Origin of the sequence: Thalassospira sp. HF15, from assembly GCF_011806525.1 — a bacterium.
Taxonomy (GTDB): domain Bacteria; phylum Pseudomonadota; class Alphaproteobacteria; order Rhodospirillales; family Thalassospiraceae; genus Thalassospira.
Genome location: NZ_JAAVKI010000003.1, coordinates 239,290 through 260,728, shown reverse-complemented (window position 1 = coordinate 260,728; position 21,439 = coordinate 239,290). Strand labels below are relative to the sequence as shown.

Annotated in this window: 25 protein-coding genes and 1 tRNA gene; 17 read left to right on the top strand and 9 right to left on the bottom strand. The window is 53.4% G+C overall.

Annotated features, from left to right (window positions below):
* The first annotated feature begins 1 nt into the window (after position 1).
* The 7 genes from HED22_RS07805 to HED22_RS07775 all read left to right on the top strand — a co-directional run bounded on the left by HED22_RS07805 (position 2) and on the right by HED22_RS07775 (position 4,410).
* Positions 2-358 (top strand): Na+/H+ antiporter subunit C, encoded by a 357-nt coding sequence (locus HED22_RS07805; protein WP_167720856.1) that lies wholly within the window; start codon positions 2-4, stop codon positions 356-358.
* A complete protein-coding gene (locus tag HED22_RS07800; protein WP_167720854.1) occupies positions 358-1,890 on the top strand; it encodes a monovalent cation/H+ antiporter subunit D in 1,533 nt (510 codons plus the stop codon). Before HED22_RS07805 ends, HED22_RS07800 begins: the two co-directional genes overlap by 1 nt.
* 17 nt (positions 1,891-1,907) lie before the next feature.
* The gene (locus tag HED22_RS07795) at positions 1,908-2,399 is read left to right on the top strand and encodes a Na+/H+ antiporter subunit E (protein WP_167720852.1); all 492 of its coding nucleotides are present in this window, start codon (positions 1,908-1,910) and stop codon (positions 2,397-2,399) included.
* Entirely contained in the window at positions 2,396-2,665 is a 270-nt protein-coding gene (locus HED22_RS07790) for a K+/H+ antiporter subunit F (protein ID WP_167720850.1), read from the top strand. Before HED22_RS07795 ends, HED22_RS07790 begins: the two co-directional genes overlap by 4 nt.
* A 12-nt stretch (positions 2,666-2,677) precedes the next feature.
* A complete protein-coding gene (locus HED22_RS07785) occupies positions 2,678-3,082 on the top strand; it encodes a Na+/H+ antiporter subunit G (RefSeq protein ID WP_167720848.1) in 405 nt (134 codons plus the stop codon).
* A 99-nt stretch (positions 3,083-3,181) separates the two neighbouring features.
* Positions 3,182-3,712 carry a GNAT family N-acetyltransferase gene (locus HED22_RS07780; protein WP_167720846.1) on the top strand — a complete coding sequence of 177 codons (531 nt, stop codon included), beginning with the start codon at positions 3,182-3,184 and terminating at the stop codon, positions 3,710-3,712.
* Between the two features lie 74 nt (positions 3,713-3,786).
* Positions 3,787-4,410 (top strand): ribonuclease HII, encoded by a 624-nt coding sequence (locus HED22_RS07775; protein ID WP_167720844.1) that lies wholly within the window; start codon positions 3,787-3,789, stop codon positions 4,408-4,410.
* A gap of 3 nt (positions 4,411-4,413) precedes the next feature.
* On the opposite strand, the gene HED22_RS07770 is transcribed toward HED22_RS07775, so the two are convergent.
* Positions 4,414-5,196, bottom strand: coding sequence for an acyl-[acyl-carrier-protein] thioesterase (locus tag HED22_RS07770; RefSeq protein ID WP_167720842.1), 783 nt, complete (start codon positions 5,194-5,196; stop codon positions 4,414-4,416).
* A 141-nt stretch (positions 5,197-5,337) separates the two neighbouring features.
* Between HED22_RS07770 and HED22_RS07765 the strand changes: the two genes are divergently transcribed.
* A complete protein-coding gene (locus HED22_RS07765) occupies positions 5,338-5,952 on the top strand; it encodes a TetR/AcrR family transcriptional regulator (RefSeq protein WP_167720840.1) in 615 nt (204 codons plus the stop codon).
* 31 nt (positions 5,953-5,983) lie between these two features.
* On the opposite strand, the gene arfB is transcribed toward HED22_RS07765, so the two are convergent.
* A complete protein-coding gene (gene arfB, locus HED22_RS07760) occupies positions 5,984-6,400 on the bottom strand; it encodes an alternative ribosome rescue aminoacyl-tRNA hydrolase ArfB (protein WP_167720839.1) in 417 nt (138 codons plus the stop codon).
* Between the two features lie 146 nt (positions 6,401-6,546).
* Here arfB and HED22_RS07755 point away from each other — a divergent pair, with 146 nt between their 5' ends.
* On the top strand, positions 6,547-6,951 hold the full coding sequence (locus HED22_RS07755; protein WP_167720837.1) for a YbaN family protein: 405 nt from the start codon (positions 6,547-6,549) through the stop codon (positions 6,949-6,951).
* Between the two features lie 21 nt (positions 6,952-6,972).
* Here HED22_RS07755 and HED22_RS07750 read toward each other — a convergent pair whose 3' ends face one another.
* From HED22_RS07750 to HED22_RS07730, 5 genes are read right to left on the bottom strand one after another with little or no spacing between them, the layout of a single operon-like run.
* Entirely contained in the window at positions 6,973-7,356 is a 384-nt protein-coding gene (locus HED22_RS07750; RefSeq protein ID WP_167720835.1) for a MerR family DNA-binding transcriptional regulator, read from the bottom strand.
* 38 nt (positions 7,357-7,394) lie between these two features.
* Complete coding sequence (locus HED22_RS07745; RefSeq protein ID WP_167720833.1) at positions 7,395-9,014, bottom strand: ATP-binding protein; 1,620 nt, start codon at positions 9,012-9,014, stop codon at positions 7,395-7,397.
* A gap of 12 nt (positions 9,015-9,026) precedes the next feature.
* On the bottom strand, positions 9,027-9,650 hold the full coding sequence (locus HED22_RS07740; protein ID WP_167720831.1) for a chemotaxis protein CheC: 624 nt from the start codon (positions 9,648-9,650) through the stop codon (positions 9,027-9,029).
* Positions 9,647-10,021: a response regulator transcription factor gene (locus HED22_RS07735; protein ID WP_167720829.1), complete on the bottom strand. Its 375-nt coding sequence runs from the start codon at positions 10,019-10,021 to the stop codon at positions 9,647-9,649. The genes HED22_RS07740 and HED22_RS07735 overlap by 4 nt, the downstream gene beginning before the upstream one ends.
* Before the next feature lie 60 nt (positions 10,022-10,081).
* Entirely contained in the window at positions 10,082-12,571 is a 2,490-nt protein-coding gene (locus HED22_RS07730; protein ID WP_254869835.1) for a bifunctional diguanylate cyclase/phosphodiesterase, read from the bottom strand.
* Between the two features lie 313 nt (positions 12,572-12,884).
* On the opposite strand from HED22_RS07730, the gene fdxA reads away from it, so the two are divergent.
* The 3 genes from fdxA (at position 12,885) to HED22_RS07715 (ending at position 14,927) form a co-directional block, all read left to right on the top strand.
* Complete coding sequence (gene fdxA / locus HED22_RS07725; protein ID WP_114120550.1) at positions 12,885-13,220, top strand: ferredoxin FdxA; 336 nt, start codon at positions 12,885-12,887, stop codon at positions 13,218-13,220.
* Between the two features lie 310 nt (positions 13,221-13,530).
* Positions 13,531-14,031, top strand: a complete 501-nt coding sequence (locus HED22_RS07720) for a CarD family transcriptional regulator (protein WP_008889261.1) — start codon at positions 13,531-13,533, stop codon at positions 14,029-14,031.
* A gap of 92 nt (positions 14,032-14,123) precedes the next feature.
* The gene (locus HED22_RS07715) at positions 14,124-14,927 is read left to right on the top strand and encodes a hypothetical protein (RefSeq protein WP_167720827.1); all 804 of its coding nucleotides are present in this window, start codon (positions 14,124-14,126) and stop codon (positions 14,925-14,927) included.
* Positions 14,928-15,012: 85 nt separating this feature from the next.
* On the opposite strand, the gene HED22_RS07710 is transcribed toward HED22_RS07715, so the two are convergent.
* Complete coding sequence (locus HED22_RS07710) at positions 15,013-16,491, bottom strand: M48 family metalloprotease (protein ID WP_167720824.1); 1,479 nt, start codon at positions 16,489-16,491, stop codon at positions 15,013-15,015.
* Positions 16,492-16,768: 277 nt separating this feature from the next.
* Here HED22_RS07710 and HED22_RS07705 point away from each other — a divergent pair, with 277 nt between their 5' ends.
* The 4 genes from HED22_RS07705 (at position 16,769) to HED22_RS07690 (ending at position 19,414) form a co-directional block, all read left to right on the top strand.
* Positions 16,769-17,488: a hypothetical protein gene (locus HED22_RS07705; RefSeq protein ID WP_167720822.1), complete on the top strand. Its 720-nt coding sequence runs from the start codon at positions 16,769-16,771 to the stop codon at positions 17,486-17,488.
* A gap of 120 nt (positions 17,489-17,608) precedes the next feature.
* Positions 17,609-18,565: a prolyl aminopeptidase gene (pip, locus tag HED22_RS07700; RefSeq protein ID WP_167720820.1), complete on the top strand. Its 957-nt coding sequence runs from the start codon at positions 17,609-17,611 to the stop codon at positions 18,563-18,565.
* Between the two features lie 88 nt (positions 18,566-18,653).
* A complete protein-coding gene (locus tag HED22_RS07695; RefSeq protein WP_167720818.1) occupies positions 18,654-19,178 on the top strand; it encodes an acyloxyacyl hydrolase in 525 nt (174 codons plus the stop codon).
* 159 nt (positions 19,179-19,337) lie between these two features.
* Positions 19,338-19,414, top strand: a tRNA-Arg gene (locus tag HED22_RS07690).
* A gap of 63 nt (positions 19,415-19,477) precedes the next feature.
* Here HED22_RS07690 and HED22_RS07685 read toward each other — a convergent pair.
* Complete coding sequence (locus HED22_RS07685; RefSeq protein WP_167720816.1) at positions 19,478-19,897, bottom strand: cupin domain-containing protein; 420 nt, start codon at positions 19,895-19,897, stop codon at positions 19,478-19,480.
* Positions 19,898-20,106: 209 nt separating this feature from the next.
* Between HED22_RS07685 and HED22_RS07680 the strand changes: the two genes are divergently transcribed.
* Entirely contained in the window at positions 20,107-21,243 is a 1,137-nt protein-coding gene (locus HED22_RS07680; RefSeq protein WP_167720815.1) for a homogentisate 1,2-dioxygenase, read from the top strand.
* Positions 21,244-21,439 lie beyond the last annotated feature (196 nt).

Sequence of the window (21,439 nt, the reverse complement as noted above, 5' to 3'; positions counted from 1 at the left end):
TATGGAATTTCTTGTCGCAAGCAGTATTGGGCTTCTGACGACCTGCGGGACATACCTGTTGCTGCGCGGGCGGACCTTCCCGGTGGTTGTCGGGTTGGCATTGTTGTCCTATGCGGTGAACGTCTTCCTGTTCGCCATGGGACGCCTGACTATCAATATGCCGCCGATCCTGCGTGAGGGGGTTACCGAATATACCGATCCCTTGCCACAGGCACTTGTGCTGACGGCAATTGTGATTTCGTTCGGGATGACCGCACTGATCGTTGTGTTGTCGATCCGGGCTTATCTCGAAATTGGTAATGACCATGTTGACGGTCGCCCGGTTGGCGAGCCATCCGAAGCAGGAGATAAAAACTGATGGGTGACTGGATTGTTGTTCCCATAGTGCTGCCCGCCGTGATGGCCGCTCTGATTGTTCTGGCGGTGCGTCACGATATCCTTTTGCAGCGTGTCTTTTCGATTGCGGCGACCGTCGGGCTTGTGGCGGTGACCTTGTCGCTTGTGATCTTTGCCAATGGGCATGATCCGGAAATGTATGCCTTGGGCGATTGGCCGGCACCGTTTGGCATTGTTCTGGTGCTTGATCGCCTGTCAGCGATGATGGTGTTCCTGACATCGCTTCTTGGTCTTGGTGTTGTCCTGTTTGCTTCAAGCGAATGGGATCAGCGCGGCAAGCATTTCCACGCCTTGTTCCAGTTCCAGTTGATGGGGGTCAATGGCGCATTCCTGACCGGTGATGTCTTTAACCTGTTCGTGTTCTTCGAAGTTCTGCTGATTGCGTCATATGGTTTGATGCTGCATGGCGCGGGCGCGGATCGACTAAAAGCGGGCATGCAATATGTCGTTATCAACCTGACCGGGTCGTCCTTGTTCCTGGTCGGTGTTGGCATGATCTATTCCGTTACGGGCACGCTCAATATGGCCGATCTAGCCATTCAGGTGACTAATGTGGCGTCTGGCGATGCGGCTATTCTGCGTGCGGGGGCGTTGATCCTGCTTCTGGTGTTCTGCGTCAAGGCAGCCCTGGTTCCGGTCCATTTCTGGTTGCCTGGCACCTATGCCAATGCGCCGGCACCGGTCGCAGCCCTGTTTGCCATCATGACCAAGGTTGGAGCCTATTCGGTTCTGCGGCTGTATTCGCTGGCCTTTGGCGATATGGCCGGTGACATGGCATGGCTTGCAGAACCCTATATCCTGCCAGCGGCATTGATCACGCTCGTAGTTGGTATGACCGGGGTTCTGGCGGCAAAACGCCTTAACAGCCTGATTGCTTTCTCGGTGATCGGGTCGATGGGAACCTTGTTGATTGCTATCGGGCTGTTCACGCCAGAAGCCATTTCGGCGGGTCTTTATTATCTGCTGCATTCGACCTTCTCGGCAGCGGCCCTGTTCCTGATTGCTGATCTTGTGGTGTCACGCCGTGGGCAGTTTGGTGACAGCCTGCATACTGCGCCGCGCTTCCATCAGTCCGGCTTCCTTGCTGTTCTGTTCTTTGTCGGGGCAATCGGAATGGCGGGGATGCCACCACTCAGTGGCTTTATCGGGAAGCTTCAGATCCTTGATGCGGCGCGTGACAGCGATGCCATGATCTGGATTTGGTCGATCATACTTGTGACCTCGCTTATGTGTATCGTCGGCTTTGGCCGGGCAGGCAGTGTCCTGTTCTGGAAGAGCTCCTCGGTTGATGGTGAAATCACGGTCGAAGGCGCGAAATGGCCAGTTCTGCCGATCATCGCAAGTTGCGGTATGCTCGGTGCTTTGGTGGCGCTGACGATCTTTGCCGGGCCGATAAGTGATTATCTGCAAGGCGTTTCCGTGCAGCTCTTTGATACGTCGCAATATATCGAAGCAGTGCTGGGTGAAAACGCCCTCGCACTGGTCGGTCAATAAGGGGAGAGGATAGAAAGATGATGAAACGTTATCTGCCCCATCCGCTTTTGACCCTGGTGCTGCTTATTGTCTGGGTCTTTCTCGTCAATGAGATTTCGGCCGGTGCGGTGATCTTTGGTCTTATTCTGGCGATCATCATTCCGTTGATCACAGCAAACTTTTGGCCCGCCCGCCCGCGTGTGCGCAATGCCTATGCGATTTGCGAGTACGGCTTGATCGTGATGTGGGACATTCTGGTGGCCAACGTGATTGTGGCCGGTTTGATCCTGTTTCGGAAAACCGACAGTCTGGAATCAAAGTCGGTTGTCGTACCGCTTGAACTGACCTCGCCCGAGGCGATTACGACCCTTGCCGGGACGATTACCATGACGCCGGGTACAGTGACGATTGATCTGAGTGCCGATGCCAAAAGCCTGCTTGTGCATTGCCTGCATGCGCCGGACCCGCAGGCGGTTGTCGACGACATCAAGCATCGCTACGAACGCCGTCTGAAGGAGATTTTCGAATGATCGAATATGCACTGAATTTCGGCTTCGTCTGTGTGGCGCTGGCACTTTTGATGAACCTGTATCGCCTGACCGTCGGGCCGACCACGGCAGACCGTGTCTTGGCCGTCGATACCATGGCGATCAACGGTATCGCCCTTCTGGTTCTGTATGGGATTGGCAAGGCAACCGCGATGTATTTCGAAGGGGCATTGCTGTTTGCGATGTTCGGGTTTGTCTCAACCGTGGCCTATTGCAAGTTCGTCTTGCGCGGCGACATAATCGAATAAGGGAGCGTTACAATGCCGTTTGTTGTTGAACTCATTATTTCGCTTCTGATCGTGATTGGCGGGGTGTTTCTGCTGGTTGGGTCGTTCGGGATGATCAAGCTGCGCGATCTTTTGCCGCGTCTGCATGCACCGACCAAGGCGAGCACGGTTGGTCTTGGTGGCGTGCTGATCGCGTCCATGCTGTTCTTCTGGGTCGAGCGCGGGCATTTCACCATTCATGAGTTGCTGATTACGCTGTTCATCTTCCTGACTGCGCCGATCACGGCCAATCTGATTGCCAAGGCCTACATGCTGCTGAATGTTGATCCGAACAAGGATCTGCCACCAAGCAATCAGAATGAAGGCTGGGCCACCTTTGACCCGATCGGGCCAGAGGGCTATGACCCCAGCGAAGAATATGAGGAAAAGGAAACCTGAAAGGGTCAGGACCTTTGACAAGATCAGGCGGCACCGGGGAACCGGTGCCGTTTTTTTGTTATGGTGTCGATAGCGTAACCATGGTGATCCCATATTCCGATGATTTTTGAAACCGAGCGCCTCATTCTGCGTCCACGGACAATGGACGATTTTGACGCCTGCCTTGCGATGGACAGAGCGCGGGGCGTTGTCGATTTCATTCGCGGCCCATGGGATGACCCGGTTCAGCACAAGGCATTCATCAAGGCGCGTATCGAACAGGATTATGGAAATGGCCTTGGTTACTGGTCGATCTTTGCCAAGACCAAGCCTGATCACTTTCTGGGATGGATATTGCTGATCCCCGAGGATGGCACAGGGCCCGAGATCGAAATTGGTTGGCGCCTGCATCCCGATTACTGGGGGCAGGGCATTGCCAGCGAAGCCGCATCGGCAATCATTGATCACGCGTTTTCTCGTATCGAACTTCCATCCATTGTTGCTGATATCGATGAACGCAATATGGCCTCACGAAAGCTCGCGGAAAAACTGGGCATGACGGCTGACAGGGTGATTGACGGCTATTTGCGTCATGCGATGACACTGGAAGATTATCAAGTTCTTCGTGGCTGTATGGAAAATCCCGATTAGATTATCGCTTCTCGTTTGTTGTCCGAAGCTTTGGGACTTGCTAAGACAAATAGCAGAGAGGGACGCCATACAGCATGCCAGATTTTGCCATTGAAGATCAGTATCACGGGCGAATTGCCGGGATCGACGAAGTTGGTCGTGGGCCATTGGCGGGGCCGGTGGTTGCTGCCGCCGTCATCCTGCCGCGCGATGACCGACTGCCGGTGGAACTGGTGTCGGAGCTCAATGATTCCAAAAAGCTATCGGCCAAGAAGCGTGACCGGCTTTACGAAGTTATCATGAGCTGTGCCGAGGTCGGCATTGGTGCGGCATCTGTACGCGAAATTGATCAGATCAATATTTTGCAGGCGACATATGTCGCCATGCGTCGTGCTGTTAATCGCCTTGATGATTTGCCGGATCAGGCGCTGGTCGATGGTAATCGGGATCCCGGTTTGTCATGCGCTGTTGAAACGGTTGTTAAGGGCGACAGCAAGTCGCTGTCTATTGCCGCAGCGTCAATTGTCGCCAAGGTCGTACGTGACCGCGCCATGGCCCGCCTTGCGGTACGCTACCCGTTTTTTGGTTGGGAAGGCAATGCGGGATATGGGGTCAAGAAACACATGGCCGGGTTGGGCGAAGTCGGCCCCACTGTCCATCACCGCAAAAGCTTTAAACCGATTGCCGATCTGTTTGATGCCATGATGGATGGCCGCTAGGCGTTAAGCTAGGGCAGTCTGGTTGAACGGAACGATATGGGCGCGGACCAGATCGGTGCCATCCTCTTTGCGGGTGATGGCGGCAAAGCCATCTGTGTGACGGATGGCAACATGTTCATGCACACGGCATTCGGTACGGAACTGAATATCTAGGCTTTCGGGATGAAAATCCGGCCGACCATCTTGGCCCGCGATACCCATCACCCATTGCATCAAACGCACATTGTTAACATGCCCGTAAAGGTCCAGATCCGATGGCCGGGCCTTGATGTTGTCGACGGTTGGTAAGGGGGCCTTGGTGAATGGCGGGCGTAAAGGCGGTTCGATCAGTTTGGGGCCGGGGGGATCAGGCAGGCGTTCTTCGATCCAATCGGGCCATTGCGCCGCACGACGGGTTGTCAGGTCAAACATCACCCAGAAACTTTGTGCGACACCGATGACCTCGCCCTTGTTATTGGTAAGGCGGAAGTCACGCGTTGCAACCCGGCGCGAGACACCCGATGGCCAGGTTTCAACCAGAATGTCTTCGCCATTACCGGGATAGTCGCGGATATGAATGACCATGCGCGCCAATACCCAGGCAATTCCCTGATCAACCGTGTCGTCATAGGCCAGTTTCAGGATGCGTGCCCCCCAGCCAGCTGCATCCTGCATGTAATCTGCAAGGGCTGGGAGCATAACCTTTCCGTTATTGCCAATTTCGGAATAGCGCACACGATATGTCCCGGCCCAACCGCAATTGATTGGACGTTCGGCACTGCAGATATGGTTCCAATCAGGGGTCATTTTGCGGCCTTTCAGGTAAGGCTGGGGGTATGCCAAGCAAGTGGGCCAAGGAGCGCACTGATAATTTCAATGAACTAATGTGTTACTTGAAATTGGCAGCTGTGCTATGATCATAGTGAAGATCGGGTATTGGGATTAATGTTGAACAAAGGTGGTGGGGCGTTAATGGCAAGAGCGTACAATAAGACCAAACGTGCAAGCAAGGAGCGGGAAACCCATCAGCGGATTATTGATGCCGCGCAGGAACTGTATTGTTCGGTTGGTCCGGCAGCAACGACCATCAGCGCGGTAGCCTTACGGGCATCTGTTCAACGTTTGACGGTCTATCGCCATTTCCCCGCGGAAACGGACCTGATGGCCGGGGTGGTAAAACACTTTGCGTCTGAAAACCCGATGCCGGACCCAAATGACTGGCGCAATGATGTGGCACCTGAAAACTGGCCAATCGCAATTCTGAGTATGCTTTACAGCTACTATAGCGAAAAGGCGCTGCTTTGGTCTGCCTTGCTTTCGGATCGCGACAAGTTGCCTGAATTGGCGGGGCTGCTGGCCAACTTCGATCAGCAGCTTCTAACCATGCAACATGATATTCTCAGTCATTTACCAGCCATACGGCAGCGAAGCGTGCTCTGTCAGTCCGTTGTGCATCATGCGGTACAATTTTCGACATGGCGCAGCCTGTCGGAAAATGGTCTCGACACTGTGGAGATCGCAGCCCTCATGGAAGACTGGATTCAGAAATGCCCGCTTGGCTAGGGAGCCATATTAAATAAACAAATATGTTCATTTAATATGATGGCTTCTGCCGCATCTTTTTGGTGTCGCCACGTTTCTTTTTGGAATCCACGCGTTTGCGTTTGGCCGACAGGCTGGGGCGGGTTTTGACACGGTATTTTTTGCGCTCGGCTGCCTTGCGCAGCAAAGCCAGGAAACGGTCAATCGCATCCTGTTTGTTGCGTTCCTGTGTGCGATGGCGCTGGGCGTCAAAGACAATTTCACCGTCATTGGTCAGCTTGCTGCCAGCAAGTTCGCGCAGGCGATTGCGTACGCGCAGTGGCAACTCGGTCAGGTCATCAATGCGCACACGCATTTGAACGGCACTGGATACCTTATTGACGTTCTGCCCGCCCGGGCCAGAGGCACGAACAAACTGAAAGTTCAGATGGCGTTCATCCAGATAGAGGCCATTTTCAATTTCAAGCATGGGAAACCGTGCAGATTTTCGAGCGTTTCAAGTTGATCAGTTAACTGGGTATAACGGTTGGCTATTGATTGAATTTACGAATTTCTGTGCCTACATTACCTTGGTCTAACCTGTCAGGGGCGGGACCGACTGTAAACAGGAAATCAATGCTGCGCCTTTCGCATATCTATCTGGCCCTTGGGTGGCTTTCGGTTGGTCTTGGCGTGATCGGTATTTTTCTGCCGCTTCTGCCAACCACGCCTTTCATGCTGTTGGCGGCTTGGCTTTTTGCCAAGGGATCGCCGCGGTTACATGACTGGATATGCAATCACCCGCGTTTTGGAACGTCGATCCGTCAATGGAACGACTATGGTGTGATCAGCCGTCGTGCCAAGACCCTGGCAATGGTTGCGTTTCTTGTGGTGATTACGGCGTCGCTGGTGTTGATTGAGAACCGCTGGGTGGTGATGATCCAGCTTCTGGTCGCCATCCCGGTCAGCTGCTTTATCCTGTCGCGTCCGTCCGAGGCCCGTCTGGCCAAAGTACAGGAAACCACAAATCCAGGGCCATAATGGCGGTCAAAGCCAAGGCTGTCAGCCAGTCTTCTTGCGCGACAATTCTTCCTGACAGGTTTCTTCGAGCTTATCGAGCTCATCAAGGGTCGCGTCAATGTCTTCGCGCTGTTTGCGGAGTGTCTCGCGCCGTTCATTGACCTTGTCGACCAACGTGGTCAGCTGGGTGATCTCGCTGCGGTCGCCATCGTAGAGATCAAGAAGATCGCGAATTTCCTTTAGCGAAAAACCAAGCCGCTTTCCGCGCATGATAAGGCGCAGGCGTACACGGTCACGCTGGCTATAGATCCGGGTCTGACCTTGCCGTTCGGGCGAGATCAGTTCCTGATCCTCGTAAAACCGGATGGTTCGGGTGGTGACTTCGAATTCGCGGGCAAGGTCGGTGATGGTGTAGCTGTCGTTCATGGTGGCTCAATCATCTTTACGCTTACGTAAACTGAAAGCTACATGCTTTCACCAGCGGCGACAATCGGCAATTCTTTTGGAAGCTCCACACAGAAGGTACTGCCTTCACCGGGTTCGCTGGTGACATCAATGCTACCACCATGGCGATCAACAATCTTTTTGCAGATCGCAAGGCCAATGCCCGTTCCGGCATAATCCCCATAACCATGCAAACGTTTGAAAACCTCAAAGATCGTTTCGTGATATTGCGGATCGATGCCAATCCCGTTATCGGCGACAAAAATCCGATAACTGTCCGGCGTTTCTGATGCAAAAATACGAACCTGCCCATCCGTCGGGTCGCTGTATTTAAGCCCGTTTGACACAAGGTTCTGGAATAGCAGCAAGAGTTGGCTGGCATCGCCCATAACAGTCGGCAAAATGCCCTCGCGAATAATGTTGCCTTCCGGGGCCGATCCGGCACGCTTGAAGTTGGTGACAATGGCATCAAACAGGCTATCGAGCGGCACTGGATTGAATGGTTTGCCATGGCGACCAACGCGCGACAGGGTCAAAAGATCGTCAATCATCCGCTGCATGCGCTGGGTACCATCAACCGCGTAATGAATGAACTCATCTGCGGTGTCATCAAGCTGACCTTCATAGCGGCGTGCCAATAACTGGGTATAGCTTGAAACCATGCGAAGCGGTTCCTGCAAGTCATGTGAGGCAGCGTAGGCGAATTGCTCAAGCTCTGCGTTGGAGCGCTCAAGCTCCTGCATGGTGCGCTGGATTTCCTTTTCGTGGCGTTTGCGTTGGGAAATGTCGCGCAGCGTGATGATATAATGGTAGCGCTGATCGGCGGAAAAATGGCTGATCGCGACTTCAAGCGGGACATTGCGCCCACTAAGCGTGGAGGCCAGGACCTCGATCACGCCGGTGCCAAGGTCGGTCAACAGACGGTTGGGCGGTGGCGGTGTCAGCGGAGTATGTTCGCTGTCAGGCAACAGAAAGCGGATGATGTTGCGCAGTTCCGGATCGCCGGTCGGGCCACAAAGTTCCTGCGCGCGCGCATTGAGCGGTTCGATACTGCCATCATCAGAAGCGACAAGAATGGCATCAACGGTATTTTGCAGGATGGCGCGTGTACGGCCTTCGCTACGTTTGGTTTGCGTGACAAGGTCGGCCAGTTCAGCAGCCTGTTGGCGTAAAAGCCGGTCGCGTTGCACAGCAAGTGTGACATCGCGGATGATCAGGGAGCACAAAGTGCCATTGCGCTTGGTCTTGATTGGATGAACGCGTATGGACTGCTCCATGCGATCAAAACTGGCAGCGAACTGTGGCAAGGGCCGGAGCGGCAAGGCCCCCTGATTAAGGGACGGCGAAATCACCGCAGGCATGCCGAATTTAAGGCAATCTTCAATCGCCAGACTGACACGGCCAAGCTTCGTATCCGGAAACACATCTTGCAAGGCCTTGCCCATCACCTGGTCAGCATCCTTGCCAGATCGGCTTTGCATCCATTGGTTCCAATGACAAATCGTGCCATCCGGGGCAAGCGCAATCAGACCGGTGTCTGCCGTATCAAGTAAAGCTGCGAAAAGATCGGCAGCATCACTGTCACGGTTCAGATCAAAGGACGGTGAAGGGCTCTTTTTTTCGGATTGCAGTTTTGTCATTCACCCCACCGGTTACTCAAGGGAGTTGGCCAAAAAACGCCGCACCAATTCACGCAACATCTGGATGGATTCAAGGTCCATGACGAACAGGACGTAGCCATCAATATCGTTCTGACGCAGCATGAATTGTACATGCAAAATCATCAGAACGGGATTTGTTCCTTCGCTGCCTTCCGTCTCATCATCGTCAAGCAACGCCCGGGTTTCACGTTTTCGGAATGTCGGCATGGAGCAATTTATCGGTTCGCCCAATACATTTGAAATGCTGCCAAGACAGGCATTGAGGATGATGTTGCCAACCTCCATCAAAGCTTCCTGCTCCAAATCGGTCAGCGTATCCAGCGGCACGTCAACTTTCAGAAGGCTACGAACAAGTTCCAGACTGCGAACCTCTGGAAAGACCAGCATGGCCTCGCCGGTGAAGGGACCGTGGAAGCTTTGACTGACGGCAGAGACAACCTCTGTCGGCGCATTGGCAAGCTCGCTGTCAGAGAAGCGTTCAACAAATGATATTGCAGGTACCGTCAGTTCGACAGGTTGCTCGACCATTTCCGAGAGCGACGACGCGGCACGTCCGACACCAATATTGATCAGTTCACTGATCGTATCATGTTCAAGTTCGGTGAGTTCGATCATCGGGTTGCTTCCCGCGACGCGATGTAGTCGCGAATCTTGTCTTCGGTTGGGGGCTTTGGAATGAAATCAAGTCCGAGGCGTTCGGCCTTGTTCTGGATTTCCTGTTGAATATTGGCAGTCAGAAGGGCGATTACAGCCTCAGGAAAGCGCCCGCGCAACTTTTCACCTAGTTCGAGCCCGTCCATACCCGGCATGTTGAAATCAACCAGCATGTAGTCATAGGTCTTGGCTTCGACCATCTCGAGCGCCTTGTTGGCGTCTTCGGCCTCATCAATTTGCCAATCTGCGAAGTTGCTGGAAATGAACGCCTTGACCAGAAGGCGGGCGAACTTGCTGTCATCAACGAGCAAAACGGATTTTGTGTTTGGCATCTTCTTCTCGATTATGCGGGGCTCAGCCGGGGCCGATATAAATGTAATAGCCCGGCGGGGCTAAAGTTCGGTTTCAATATCGACGGCAGGGCGTCGAACAAATTCGACAACCTCACCGGGTGGCAGGGGTGTTGCAATCAGGAAGCCCTGGACTTCGTCACAATTGCATTCTCTAAGGAATTGCATCTGTTCGTTTGTTTCCACACCTTCTGCCACGACCTTGAGACCAAGGTTGTGACCCATCGCAATGATAGTGCGGGTAATTGCGGCATCATCTGTATCAATGGTGACATCCCTGACAAAGGAACGGTCAATTTTGATGGTGTTGATCGGCAGGCGTTTTAGATAGGCCAGCGACGAATAACCTGTACCAAAATCATCGACCGCTATTTTCAGGCCCAAATGGCGCAGTTCTTCGAGGATTGTCGTGGACTTCTTGATGTCCTGCATCATCGCCGTTTCTGTAACTTCCAGAACGATCCGGGCGGCTGGTGTACCGGTCTCTGAAAGAATACGTGAAACGGTTTCGGTGATCCGGCCTTCGATCAGTTGGCGGGGGGACAGGTTAACGGCAATCGGCGTTGCCGGAATTGATTGCGCATCCCACTCAGCAATCTGTCGGCAGACTTCGCGGAAAACCCATTCGCCTATCTTGCCTATTAGTCCTGTTTCCTCGGCAACGGGGATGAACTGCATGGGCGATATATATCCCCGGCCGGGCTGCTTCCAGCGGATCAGGGCTTCGAGCCCGCAGACCCGATTGGTCCGCAAGTCGACCTTGGGCTGGTAATGCAGCTCGAACTCATCCTTTACCAATGCCTCGCGCAGATCATTTTCAATCACGAGACGCGCCATGGCACTTTCGTTCATGGTCTTGGTGAAGAAGTGATAGGTGCCGCCACCACTGGATTTCGCGCTATACATCGCCGTGTCGGCATTGCGCATCAGGGCCGGGAAATCTTCGCCATCTGATGGATAAAGAGCAATCCCGATGGATGGCGTAACGAACAATACACGTCCCTTGATGTCAAAGGCTGGCGCTAGAGCATCCAGCACGGCTTGCGACAAGATGACGGCATCCTGTGTTTCCTTGAGGTCAGGAATAATGATCAGGAACTCGTCACCGCCCAATCGACCGACGATCTCCTGACGTCCAATGACTTTTTGAAGTCTAAGCGCAACCGCCTTGAGCAAAAGGTCGCCAACATCATGTCCAAGGCTGTCATTGATGAGCTTGAAACGGTCAAGGTCGATAAACAGGATCGCGGTTGCACCAACTCGTTCGGCCGCATTGTCTTTATGGTTTTGCAAGGCTTTTGACAGGCTGTTTTCAAGCATGCTGCGGTTGGGCAGGTTGGTCAGCGTGTCATGATTGGCCATGTAGACCAGTTGCTCCTCGTAGCGCTTGCGTACGGTAATGTCGTTGATTACTGCCGTCATCAGTGGTGTGGCGCTGTCGGGGATCAGGCGCAAGGCAATCGATATATCAATTTCCTTCTGATCGGCGCGAATAATTGGCAGCGTGAAGCGCTTTTCGACTGTTTCGCCGCTGGGTGCTTGCGCTGCCAGTTCTTCAAGACTGTGTTCAAGAAGGGGGATGGCACGGGGCATCAGGAATTCATGAAGCGTCCGGCCCTTTGGGGATTCATCACGCATCATGCCAAGGATCTCTTTGGTCGCCGCATTATATTCGACGATGTGACCGTTCGGCGTGATGGTCATAATGCCATCGGCAACGTTCTGGACAATGGCGCTCAGACGACTTTCGCGATCGCGTACTTTTTGCTGGGTTTCCAGCAATCTTTCGAGTGTGGAGGAAACGCGCTCCATCAGCCCACGCGTCGTTTGCAGGATCAGGCCCAGTTCGTTCCGCGCATGGTTGGCCGGAATGTCGATGGCCGCAGAGTCCGGTTTTTCGGGATCGATGTTGCGCAGTTGTGCTGCAATGCCCAGAAGAGGCTTGGTCAGTGTGGTATAGAAAAATGCCATCAGAACCAGACCAAGCAACAAGTTGCGCATGACACCCGACAAAAGGATACGCGATGCGCGGTTCAGGAAACCGTCGGCGATCAGGTCTGTATCGATTTTCACACTCAGGTGACCAACCAACCCATTTGGTCCGTCAGTGTTGAGCTGGATTTCGTATTCCTGGTTTTCCCCGAACATGATCTGGGTCAGGAAGGTGCGGTTCGAGCTGATCGGTTGTTCGGTCTTCCGGGCAAGGACATTGTCGAAATTGTCACGAAGTTCAGCCTCATAGACAGGCTCATATTCGAAAATGCCGGAAACGACGCGCGCGGCCAGTGTTTCATCAAGACCGTAGGCGGCCTGGGTAGCAGATTCGCGTAAGGTCGCGAGAACCTGGTTGACTGTGCGATCGATCAGGTTCTGTTCTTCGCGCAGATCCCAGATAATCTGAATGCCACTAAACATCAGGCCGATCAGCAAAGTAAGCCCGACCGCAATCCTCGCCTGTCTGACAGACAAGCGATCGCGCCATCTAAGCCGTTGTTGATCAAGGCCTTTTTCTGGCAAACCAAACCCCGCCATTTCGTGTGTTTTAACCCCTTCAAAGCAGACTATGGCTTTGCGGTGCCAAAAGCAATTCTCGGCGGCATTTAGGAACTGGAAAAGCCACGAGAAATCTGTATGGTCTGCGCTGCACTGCAGCCGGCTCGGACCCAATCGATTTGTGTTCTAAGCGTCAGGTCAGTGCCAAACAGACATTATACTACGCAAAAAATTAGGGTTTTATTGGAGTTGCACACAACAGCAGTGCGTGATAACCCAATTCCCGAGAGAGAACACGGCCGAAAGCGGGTGCAGCCGCAATCTGGCCCCGCAACCTGTACGGAGTTACACCATGACCTATGTGGTGACAGAAAACTGCATCAAGTGTAAGTATCAGGACTGCGTCGAGGTTTGCCCCGTCGATTGCTTCTATGAAGGTGAAAACTTTCTGGTGATTCACCCTGATGAATGCATTGATTGCGGCGTCTGCGAACCGGAATGCCCTGCCGAAGCGATTATTCCCGATACCGAGCCGAATCTGGATAACTGGTTGGAGATCAACCGTAAATTCGCAGAAGTTTGGCCGAATATCACCCGCAAAGGCGACGCGCCTGCGGATGCGGATGAATGGAACGGCAAATCGGGCAAAACAGAAATGCTGTCCGAAGCACCCGGAACTGGCGATTGATTCCTGGGCTAACCCACGGATATTACATGCGATTTTTGACCCACTGGTTCGCGCCAGTGGGTTTCGCGCATGGCTGCATTGAACGGGTCGCCGGGAAAATACCTGTAAACTGATGACGTGTTGTGTTATTGTCCACAATTCGCGCTAAGGGCTCGACAGGCTCGTTCCGAAATGTCGGATTTCCGTATTTGAATTCCCTGTCTGAACCGCGACTTTGCCAAAAAGCTTGGTCGCGTGAAGCTCTTTGCGTCGCTGGTTCTGTAGTGTTGCAGTTGAATGACCAGGCCTGATTGGGCCGGAAGGATGCTTGATGTCGGATAAGTTGCCGTTTGCTGTTGGCGATTACGTTGTTTACCCCGCACATGGTGTTGGCTGTGTCGATGGCCTGGAAACCCAGGAAATTGCGGGGCAGGAATTACGCCTTTATGTGATTACCTTTGAATCGAGCCGCATGACCTTGCGCGTGCCGGTGAACAAGGTTGGCAACTCCGGTCTGCGCAAGCTTTCCTCGAAAAAGCAGATGGACTCCGCGCTGATTACCCTTAAGGGCCGCGCGCGCGTTAAACGTACCATGTGGTCCCGCCGCGCGCAGGAATATGAAGCGAAGATCAATTCAGGTGACCCGGTTTCGATCGCTGAAGTCGTGCGCGACCTTCACCGCAGCGCGACCCAGCCGGAACAGTCCTTCTCTGAACGTCAGATTTATGAAGCTGCCTTTGAGCGCCTCGTGGACGAACTGGCTGCGATTGAAAAAATCGACAAGGACAAGGCGTCAGGTAAGCTTGAAAAGCTTTTGCAGAAGGCAGCCTGATTGCGAAGGCCCCTTCAGACAACTATTTATAAAAACCGGCCCGCACGATACGCTTGGGCCGGTTTTATTTTTGTTTTGGGCAGGTTACAGCGATGAGTACAGTTCTGGCGCCAATCAAGCCGGCTGAGCGAATCTGGGTCGTTGGTGCAATCAATGGTGACCAAGGCGCATTAAGTGCTGTTCATCAGAAACTTGCGCAACGCATCAAGCCGGGTGACAAGCTCGTCTATCTTGGCAATTACTGGGGCGATGGCACCGCAGAAAACGTCATTGCCACCATCAATGAATTGTTACTGTTTCGTCGCTTTTTCATCGCCAGAGACGGCGTTGATATCGCTGATATCGCCTTCCTGCGCGGTGCGGCCGAAGAAATGCTGTCCAAGTTACAGCAGATCCAGTTTGCCCCGAACCCCGGAGAAGTATTTGACTGGATGCTAACCCGCGGCATTGCCGGAACGGTGCAGGCCTATGGCTTTGATCCAGCCAATGTCCAAAGGACCATGTATCAGGGCGCACATGCGATTTCACAGTGGACATCGGCATTTGCCGATGCCGTGCGACGCCATAGCGGCCACAACGCGTTGCTGTCGGATCTTAAACATGCTGCCTATTCAACGGATGGGCGTCTGATCTTTGTCCATACCGGACTTGATGGATCGCGGCCACTCACCGGTCAGACCGATACTTTCTGGTGGGGCGGATCTATGTTTGAAGCCATTACCGAACGTTATTACGACTGCGCGCGGATTGTCCGGGGGGCGTCTCAGGGGCAAGCTGGTTTGCAGGAACGTGAATTTACCCTGTCGCTGGACGGCGGGGCGGGACGAGGTGGCTATTTGATCGCAGCAGCCCTTGACGGTCAGGGTGCGATCATCGAGCAGCTTACCAGTAGCTAAACAGATACAGGTCGGTCTGAAAAAAAGAAAAGGCAGCACGAAAATGCTGCCTTTTCTTGTTTGGGTAGATGTTCTGGTTACTGTTTTAGTGTTTAACCACTTTTACCAGTGATCCAACTGTCGGGGACTGACCGCTGCCAAGGCCATTGATTATGGCAAAGGTTTCCGCCGGTGCCTTGTCGACTTCCATATCGTCGATAAAGGTTTGCAGATCATATTCCGGGTTAACTGCCCGCACCTTGATCCGAAGCGGGGTGTAAATCTTCTTTTCCCGATCGGTAAGTGGGCGGAAGCTATAGGTCGTGCGACGCAATGGCAGGTTATAGCTATCGGCCTGGTCAAGCGGCGTAACAAACAGGAATTGATAGGCGGAGTTGCCGTGACGGATCACGACCACCCGCAGACGTGCCGGTCCAGAGCGCAGCGATATATCCGCACTGCCGGTGGCGGCTTCCTGGCCTTCGATATCCAGCATCTCGATATTGCGAATGGCAATCTGCTTTGAGAACCCGTTCTGAAGGTAGTGATCAAGACGCATGTCCTTGGCGCCTGGCGCCCCCTCGAAAATGATCTGCGCACCTTTGTTATCCCGGGCGATAACGGCTGTCGGCTGGTTGGTCATCGTGAAGCCATCAGGAACTTCAAATCTGAAATTCAACGGCACATGAACAAATTCCTGTCCGCGGACATACCCCTGATCGGGGCCGTCGCCATATAGAATGCCGTCAATTGCCGTCATATAGGGCACGGCTCCAAGTTCCGGGTTGGCTACTGTGGTGACATTGGCGCTTTGACGGGCCTGCTCGATACGGTCAAGGGTGCGTGGATGGGTTGCCATGAAGTCATACTGGTCAACATCATCTGGCGAACGCCCGGCGAGTTTCGCCTGCAAGCGCGAATGGGCCCGCAACTTCTTGAGGAAAGATGCCATGGCCTTCGGGTCATATCCGGCCTTGGTCATGTATCGAATGCCAAGCATGTCGGCCTCGAATTCATGCTCGCGCGAGAAGGCCTTAAGATAGGCGTTCGCCCCTTGGCCAATCAGCTCGCCGGCCCCGTTACCAATTGCAACTGCAAGCCCGCCAGCGAGAAGCTGAGTCAGAACGCCGCGGCTGTAACGCTGGGCAGAGTGACGGGCAACCACATGCCCGATTTCATGGGCAACAACACCGGCCAGTTCGGCTTCGTTGGTGGCAAGGGCGGCCAGACCACGCGTGATATAGACATAACCACCGGGCAGGGCAAAGGCGTTGACAACCGGGGAATCCAGCACTGTGAAGGTGAATTTCTCATTCGGGGTTTCTGACACCGCGACAAGTTTTTCACCGACTTCGGTTACGTAGGCCTGCAGGTCCTTTTCGGTGTATTCGCCACCGAATTCCTTGACCATTTTCGGATGTTCCTGCGAGCCGATCTGTTTTTCCTGCTCGGGCGACATGAAGGCCGTAAAGCTGTCTTCACCGGTTGCCCGGTTTGTCGAACATCCGGCAACTGCTGTGCTCAGCGCAATTGCTGCAAGCACGCCGGCAAGGTGTTTATGTGAACGGAAATTCAGCCAGCCCATTGATATCTTTCCTCGTGTCCTTTGGCCGCGTAAGCTGTCGCGAATTGTATTTGCGAAACCAACCGGGAATTGGTAGCGCGTGTTTCCTGATCATTCAATCTTTTCGCTATCCCCTATATGGCATCGAAAATGGGGAAATTTTTGGGCCAGCTTGCCATCAGCGCGCGCGAGCGCTCTGTGGTTGGTCCTCGTTGGCCTCTTTATCGCCGCAAGCCTGCCTGCAGTGGCCAATGATTGGCGATGCGGAAGCGATACTACTGAGGCCGTGGATGCGACAGTGTCCGAGCCTGGTCAAGTATGGCGCAATGTGTTCCTTGGCATTGATGCGATCGACGGGTTAACTGCATCTCAAGTCCCGAACAAATTGTTCCGATTGGCAGATATCGCGTTTGTCCCGGACTATGAGGGCGCGGCAAGAGAAAGGCTGCTGGAACTCAGTGCCCAAAAGGTTACTGTCAAAGCCCTTTCCGATCAGCCTGATTTTCTTGGTCGCACATCGGTTCGCATTGATAGTGAAAATGTTGGCGACTGGCGTGCGGTGTTACTCAAGGATGGTCTGGCGATGCTTTTGCCTGAAACCGGGCAGAATGTTGATGATCTGATCCGTGCAGAAGATGGTGCAATCAAAGGCCGAACCGGGATGTGGTCAGCTCGTGATCCGGACACGGCCTATTATGGTGTCGCCGACCGGGAGGATTCCGAAGCAACACCAACGGCAAGAGACGCAATTGGCAGGTTTGCCGTGATTGATGGTGAAATCAGGAGCATTGAGCATCAGGAATGGCGCAGTTATCTGAATTTTGGGGCACACTGGCGTGAAGATTTAACTATCGCGTTGGATGCCACGATACGTGACGCCTTTGCGCAAGACGAAGATTTCCAGAGCACCATGAACGACTGGATCGGGCAAAAGGTTCGGGTGCGCGGTATGGTCGAAAGTCGCGGCGGGCCATACATCGCAGTGCAGGAGCCATTGTGGCTATGCCTATCCCGTTAGCCGGGATAGGCAGTCCGTCGCAATTGGGGCTTGTTCTTTTGGTCCGGTTCATGAGACTTCTTGCCTGCGCCACCACCGGCCAAGTCGACTTGTTGGTATCAAATCAAAGAGGTCCTTCGCGTGCTCTACCCCGAAATTTCGCCCCATCAATCAGGATGGCTGTCGCGTGACGATGGTCACGAAATCTATTGGGAAGAAACCGGCAATCCGGCAGGTATACCGGTCATCTTCCTGCATGGCGGCCCTGGGGCCGGCATTTCACCCAACAGTCGTCGGTTTTTTGATCCGGAAAAGTACCGTGTCGTTCTGTTTGATCAGCGCGGAGCGGGCAAATCACGCCCGTTCGGAAGCCTTGAAAACAACACCACTGACCATCTGATCGACGATATCGAAGCCCTACGCGAAGCGCGTGGTGTTGACCGCTGGCTGGTGTTTGGTGGTTCCTGGGGCTCCACGTTGGCACTTGCTTATGGTCAAGCCTGCCCGGATCGCGTTACCGGATTTGTCCTGCGTGGCATTTTTCTTGGCACGACGTCTGAAATCAAATGGTTCATGGAAGGTATGGGAAGGTTCTTCCCCGAGGCAGAACGCCGCTTCCTTGATGCTGCCGGTTTTGGCAAAAATCCGGGATTCCAGCCGCTTCTTGACCGCTACGCCGATATTTTTGCTGGCAAGGACGGCGAAGAGGCCGCCATTGAGGCTGCACGTGTCTGGTCTGCCTATGAGGCGACATGCTGTACACTTTTGCCCGATGACGGACTGGTCGAAGATTTTGAAGGTGATCAGATCGCCTTGGCACTGGCCAAGCTTGAACACCATTACTTTGTCCATCGTTGCTTCTTTGAAGACGACCAGTTGATCGGGAATGTGGATCGCATTTCCCATCTGCCGATTGTCATCGTGCAGGGGCGATATGACGTCGTCTGTCCGCCGGTTTCAGCACTTGCTCTTCACAATGCCTGGGAGGGCTCGGAGTTGGTCATTGTTGATGATGCCGGGCATGCGGTCAGCGAGCCCGGCATCATCCGGGAACTGGTGCGGTCAACAAACCGGTTTGATGGCAAAAAGTTCGTGTAAAATTAACGTACAAACAGCATTGTGTTGTTGAGTTTAGAAAACTGTCGGTTAGTATAGCTTACCGATTGATCTAGTGGGGACTTGGTTAATGAAGTTGGTTTTGGGGAAACTGCTTGCAGTTTGCGTTCTGTTCGGTTTCTGGAGCACGGCGCACGCGCAGCAAATTCTTGGAAATGATAACGATTCCGGGCTGTTGGAATTTTCGACCGGTATGGTCGACATCACGCAAGATGAAGAAGCAGCCGAGTTTCGTCTGAACTACCGTGCCCAGCACGCGATGTTTGATGTGACCCGCCCGATCGGCGGTGTGATGGTGACCTCCGAAGGTGCCGTTCACGGTTATGGCGGTCTTGCGGTTGACGTTTTGTGGGGCGATCATTTCGTTTCCAGCGTCTATACCTCGGTTGGTGCATATCATCAGGGCAATGGCGAAGATCTTGGTCACTGGATCGAATTCCGTTCGGGTCTTGAGCTCGGCTTCCGCTTTGACAGCCATGAACGTCTGAGCCTTGGTATCTCGCACATCTCGAACGCCAGCATCGGTGACGAGAACCCGGGTACGGAAATCCTGTCTCTGACCTATTCCTTCCCGATTGAGCGCCTGTTCGACTAAGGCGATCATTCATAAAGATTTCAATCAGCCGAGGGTGATCGCATCCTCGGCTGATTTGCTTTTAGGCACGGGTTGGGTCCGGCGATATGGTAAAATCCGTACCCTCGCGGATTGATCACCACCGGATTTACTGCTAATGGAAAGCGGCTTCCAAGCAGTGCGCCCGTAGCTCAGCAGGATAGAGCACCAGATTCCTAATCTGGGGGCCACAGGTTCGAATCCTGTCGGGCGCACCATTTACCTTCCATGATCATAAAAACGAAGCGCACCCTGATGCGGCTCCGCGACACCGGATGGTTTCACACCGCATCCTGCGGTGGGTTCTCTTTGAACCATTCAACGATCTTGGGCATATTTTCTTCAAATGCGCCTGGCGCGAAGATATTTAGCACCCCCGCCTTTTCTGTGCCGCGGTTCTCGAAATCGTGCTGCAAGCCTGCCGGAACATAGATAAAGCTGCCTTTTTCTGCGTCCTGCCAGTTCTCGCCGATCAGAAAGCTCATTGTGCCTTCCAACACATAGAAAATCTCGTTCCCGTCATCATGGGCATGCGCGCCGATACCTTTGGTGTTGGGCTCCATCCACCATTCGGAGATGGAATACTGATTGGCTGTTTCCTGACCATCCGCCTTAAAATTGGCCTTGATACGACCCATGTCATAGCTGCGGCCCTTGCCCTGCCCCAGGAAAATGGCCTGCTGAGTATCATGATCTGACATCGTTTTCGGTCCCTGATATGCGCAGTGTCTTTGAATAATTGTGGTGCCATCATAGGTTGATTTTGCGAATGCATAAAGATGCTCAGTGATTTTGCGTCTTCAATTCGTATTGCTTGAAAATCAAGTGCTTCTTTCTCATATCGCTAGATAGGGGGCGTGCACGTTAGTGATGTGCACAGTTACCCAATAAAACGATATGGGAGGATAAAATGACGAGCTGGATCAGGCTTCCCAACAGTGAAGGTGAGTGTGTCTCGCGCCCGGACGGGCAGGGCGGTCGCAAAACCTATCAGCGCGAAGTTGGTCGTGCCGGTTTTCAAGGCCCCGCCGCGCAAATCTATCACCGTCATCCTCCCGCAGGATGGGCAACGTTTGAAGGCCCTTTGCGACCACGCGCATTTTCCCTTGCGAAGCTCTCGCCAGGGCCTGCCTGTCCGCTTCAGGCGCGTCGGGTTTTACATAATGAGCGGATGGAACTTCGCTATTGGAAAACCGAAGGCAAAATGCACGCACTGGCGCGCAATGCTGACGGGGACACCTTGATATTCGTCCATGATGGTGCAGGTGAATTGTTCTGTGATTATGGGCACTTATCTTATCGTGACGGAGATTATATCCTTCTGCCTCGTGGGACAGCATGGCGGATCGAGCCTACTGAAATCTCGGAATTCATGATGATGGAGGCCACTGCAGGTGCCTTCAAGCTGCCCAACCCATCATCAAGTGGGGAGGGGGCAATTGATCCCATGCTGTTCACCCTGCCAAAGATTGATGATGCCTTTATCGCGCAGCAAGACGACGCCTTCTGGGAAATCCATATCAAACGCAACGGACATGTTTCGACCCTGACCTATCCGTTCAATCCACTGGATGCGATCGGGTGGGAAGGGGATCTTTGTGTGGTCAAACTGAACTGGCGTGATCTGGCAAAACGGCACGCAGATGGACACCGGTCTTCGCCCGCCGCCCACTGTACCTTTGTGACCGATACCTTTTCGATCAGCACCTTTATCCCGAAGGTGGGGGAAGGGCAGTCTGGCGTCATGCGAGTACCCTTCTATCACTCCAACGAAGATGCAGACGAGTTCATCTTCTATCATCGCGGAGAGTTTTTCAGTCGAGGCGAAATCAAGGCTGGTATGGCGACTTTTCATCCAAGTGGCTTCCCGCATGGTCCCCACCCAAGTGCCTATCAGAATAAAATGATCAAGGCGCCGGTCGAGACCGACGAGGTGGCCATCATGATCGACAGCCGGGTGTATCTGAACATCGATGAATCGATACCTGCCGGAGCAGAATGGAAAGCCTATGTCAAAACTTGGGAAAAGGCAGAGGAAACGCTATAAGCACTTGATGACTTTGCGCGAAAAATGGCAGTTTAGCGCCGCGAGTTGTTGATGGTAATTTCGCGGAAGATTGTTAATGTATTTGTCAACTTGTCGGGGTAGTTTGAACCGTTAAGTACGTGTTTGGATAACATGACAAGGCGTTCCGTACGCATTGCCTCCCAACGCTGGAAATCCTGATTTTGAGGGGTATCAG

What these genes read in the sequence shown, in the direction of transcription:
- HED22_RS07805 (WP_167720856.1), top strand. Translation starts at nt 2, where the DNA reads ATGGAATTTCTTGTCGCAAGCAGTATTGGGCTTCTGACGACCTGCGGG.
- HED22_RS07800 (WP_167720854.1), top strand. Translation starts at nt 358, where the DNA reads ATGGGTGACTGGATTGTTGTTCCCATAGTGCTGCCCGCCGTGATGGCC.
- HED22_RS07795 (WP_167720852.1), top strand. Translation starts at nt 1,908, where the DNA reads ATGATGAAACGTTATCTGCCCCATCCGCTTTTGACCCTGGTGCTGCTT.
- HED22_RS07790 (WP_167720850.1), top strand. Translation starts at nt 2,396, where the DNA reads ATGATCGAATATGCACTGAATTTCGGCTTCGTCTGTGTGGCGCTGGCA.
- HED22_RS07785 (WP_167720848.1), top strand. Translation starts at nt 2,678, where the DNA reads ATGCCGTTTGTTGTTGAACTCATTATTTCGCTTCTGATCGTGATTGGC.
- HED22_RS07780 (WP_167720846.1), top strand. Translation starts at nt 3,182, where the DNA reads ATGATTTTTGAAACCGAGCGCCTCATTCTGCGTCCACGGACAATGGAC.
- HED22_RS07775 (WP_167720844.1), top strand. Translation starts at nt 3,787, where the DNA reads ATGCCAGATTTTGCCATTGAAGATCAGTATCACGGGCGAATTGCCGGG.
- HED22_RS07770 (WP_167720842.1), bottom strand. Translation starts at nt 5,196, where the DNA reads ATGACCCCTGATTGGAACCATATCTGCAGTGCCGAACGTCCAATCAAT.
- arfB (WP_167720839.1), bottom strand. Translation starts at nt 6,400, where the DNA reads ATGCTTGAAATTGAAAATGGCCTCTATCTGGATGAACGCCATCTGAAC.
- HED22_RS07755 (WP_167720837.1), top strand. Translation starts at nt 6,547, where the DNA reads ATGCTGCGCCTTTCGCATATCTATCTGGCCCTTGGGTGGCTTTCGGTT.
- HED22_RS07750 (WP_167720835.1), bottom strand. Translation starts at nt 7,356, where the DNA reads ATGAACGACAGCTACACCATCACCGACCTTGCCCGCGAATTCGAAGTC.
- HED22_RS07745 (WP_167720833.1), bottom strand. Translation starts at nt 9,014, where the DNA reads ATGACAAAACTGCAATCCGAAAAAAAGAGCCCTTCACCGTCCTTTGAT.
- HED22_RS07740 (WP_167720831.1), bottom strand. Translation starts at nt 9,650, where the DNA reads ATGATCGAACTCACCGAACTTGAACATGATACGATCAGTGAACTGATC.
- HED22_RS07735 (WP_167720829.1), bottom strand. Translation starts at nt 10,021, where the DNA reads ATGCCAAACACAAAATCCGTTTTGCTCGTTGATGACAGCAAGTTCGCC.
- HED22_RS07730 (WP_254869835.1), bottom strand. Translation starts at nt 12,571, where the DNA reads ATGGCGGGGTTTGGTTTGCCAGAAAAAGGCCTTGATCAACAACGGCTT.
- fdxA (WP_114120550.1), top strand. Translation starts at nt 12,885, where the DNA reads ATGACCTATGTGGTGACAGAAAACTGCATCAAGTGTAAGTATCAGGAC.
- HED22_RS07720 (WP_008889261.1), top strand. Translation starts at nt 13,531, where the DNA reads ATGTCGGATAAGTTGCCGTTTGCTGTTGGCGATTACGTTGTTTACCCC.
- HED22_RS07715 (WP_167720827.1), top strand. Translation starts at nt 14,124, where the DNA reads ATGAGTACAGTTCTGGCGCCAATCAAGCCGGCTGAGCGAATCTGGGTC.
- HED22_RS07710 (WP_167720824.1), bottom strand. Translation starts at nt 16,491, where the DNA reads ATGGGCTGGCTGAATTTCCGTTCACATAAACACCTTGCCGGCGTGCTT.
- HED22_RS07695 (WP_167720818.1), top strand. Translation starts at nt 18,654, where the DNA reads ATGAAGTTGGTTTTGGGGAAACTGCTTGCAGTTTGCGTTCTGTTCGGT.
- HED22_RS07685 (WP_167720816.1), bottom strand. Translation starts at nt 19,897, where the DNA reads ATGTCAGATCATGATACTCAGCAGGCCATTTTCCTGGGGCAGGGCAAG.
- HED22_RS07680 (WP_167720815.1), top strand. Translation starts at nt 20,107, where the DNA reads ATGACGAGCTGGATCAGGCTTCCCAACAGTGAAGGTGAGTGTGTCTCG.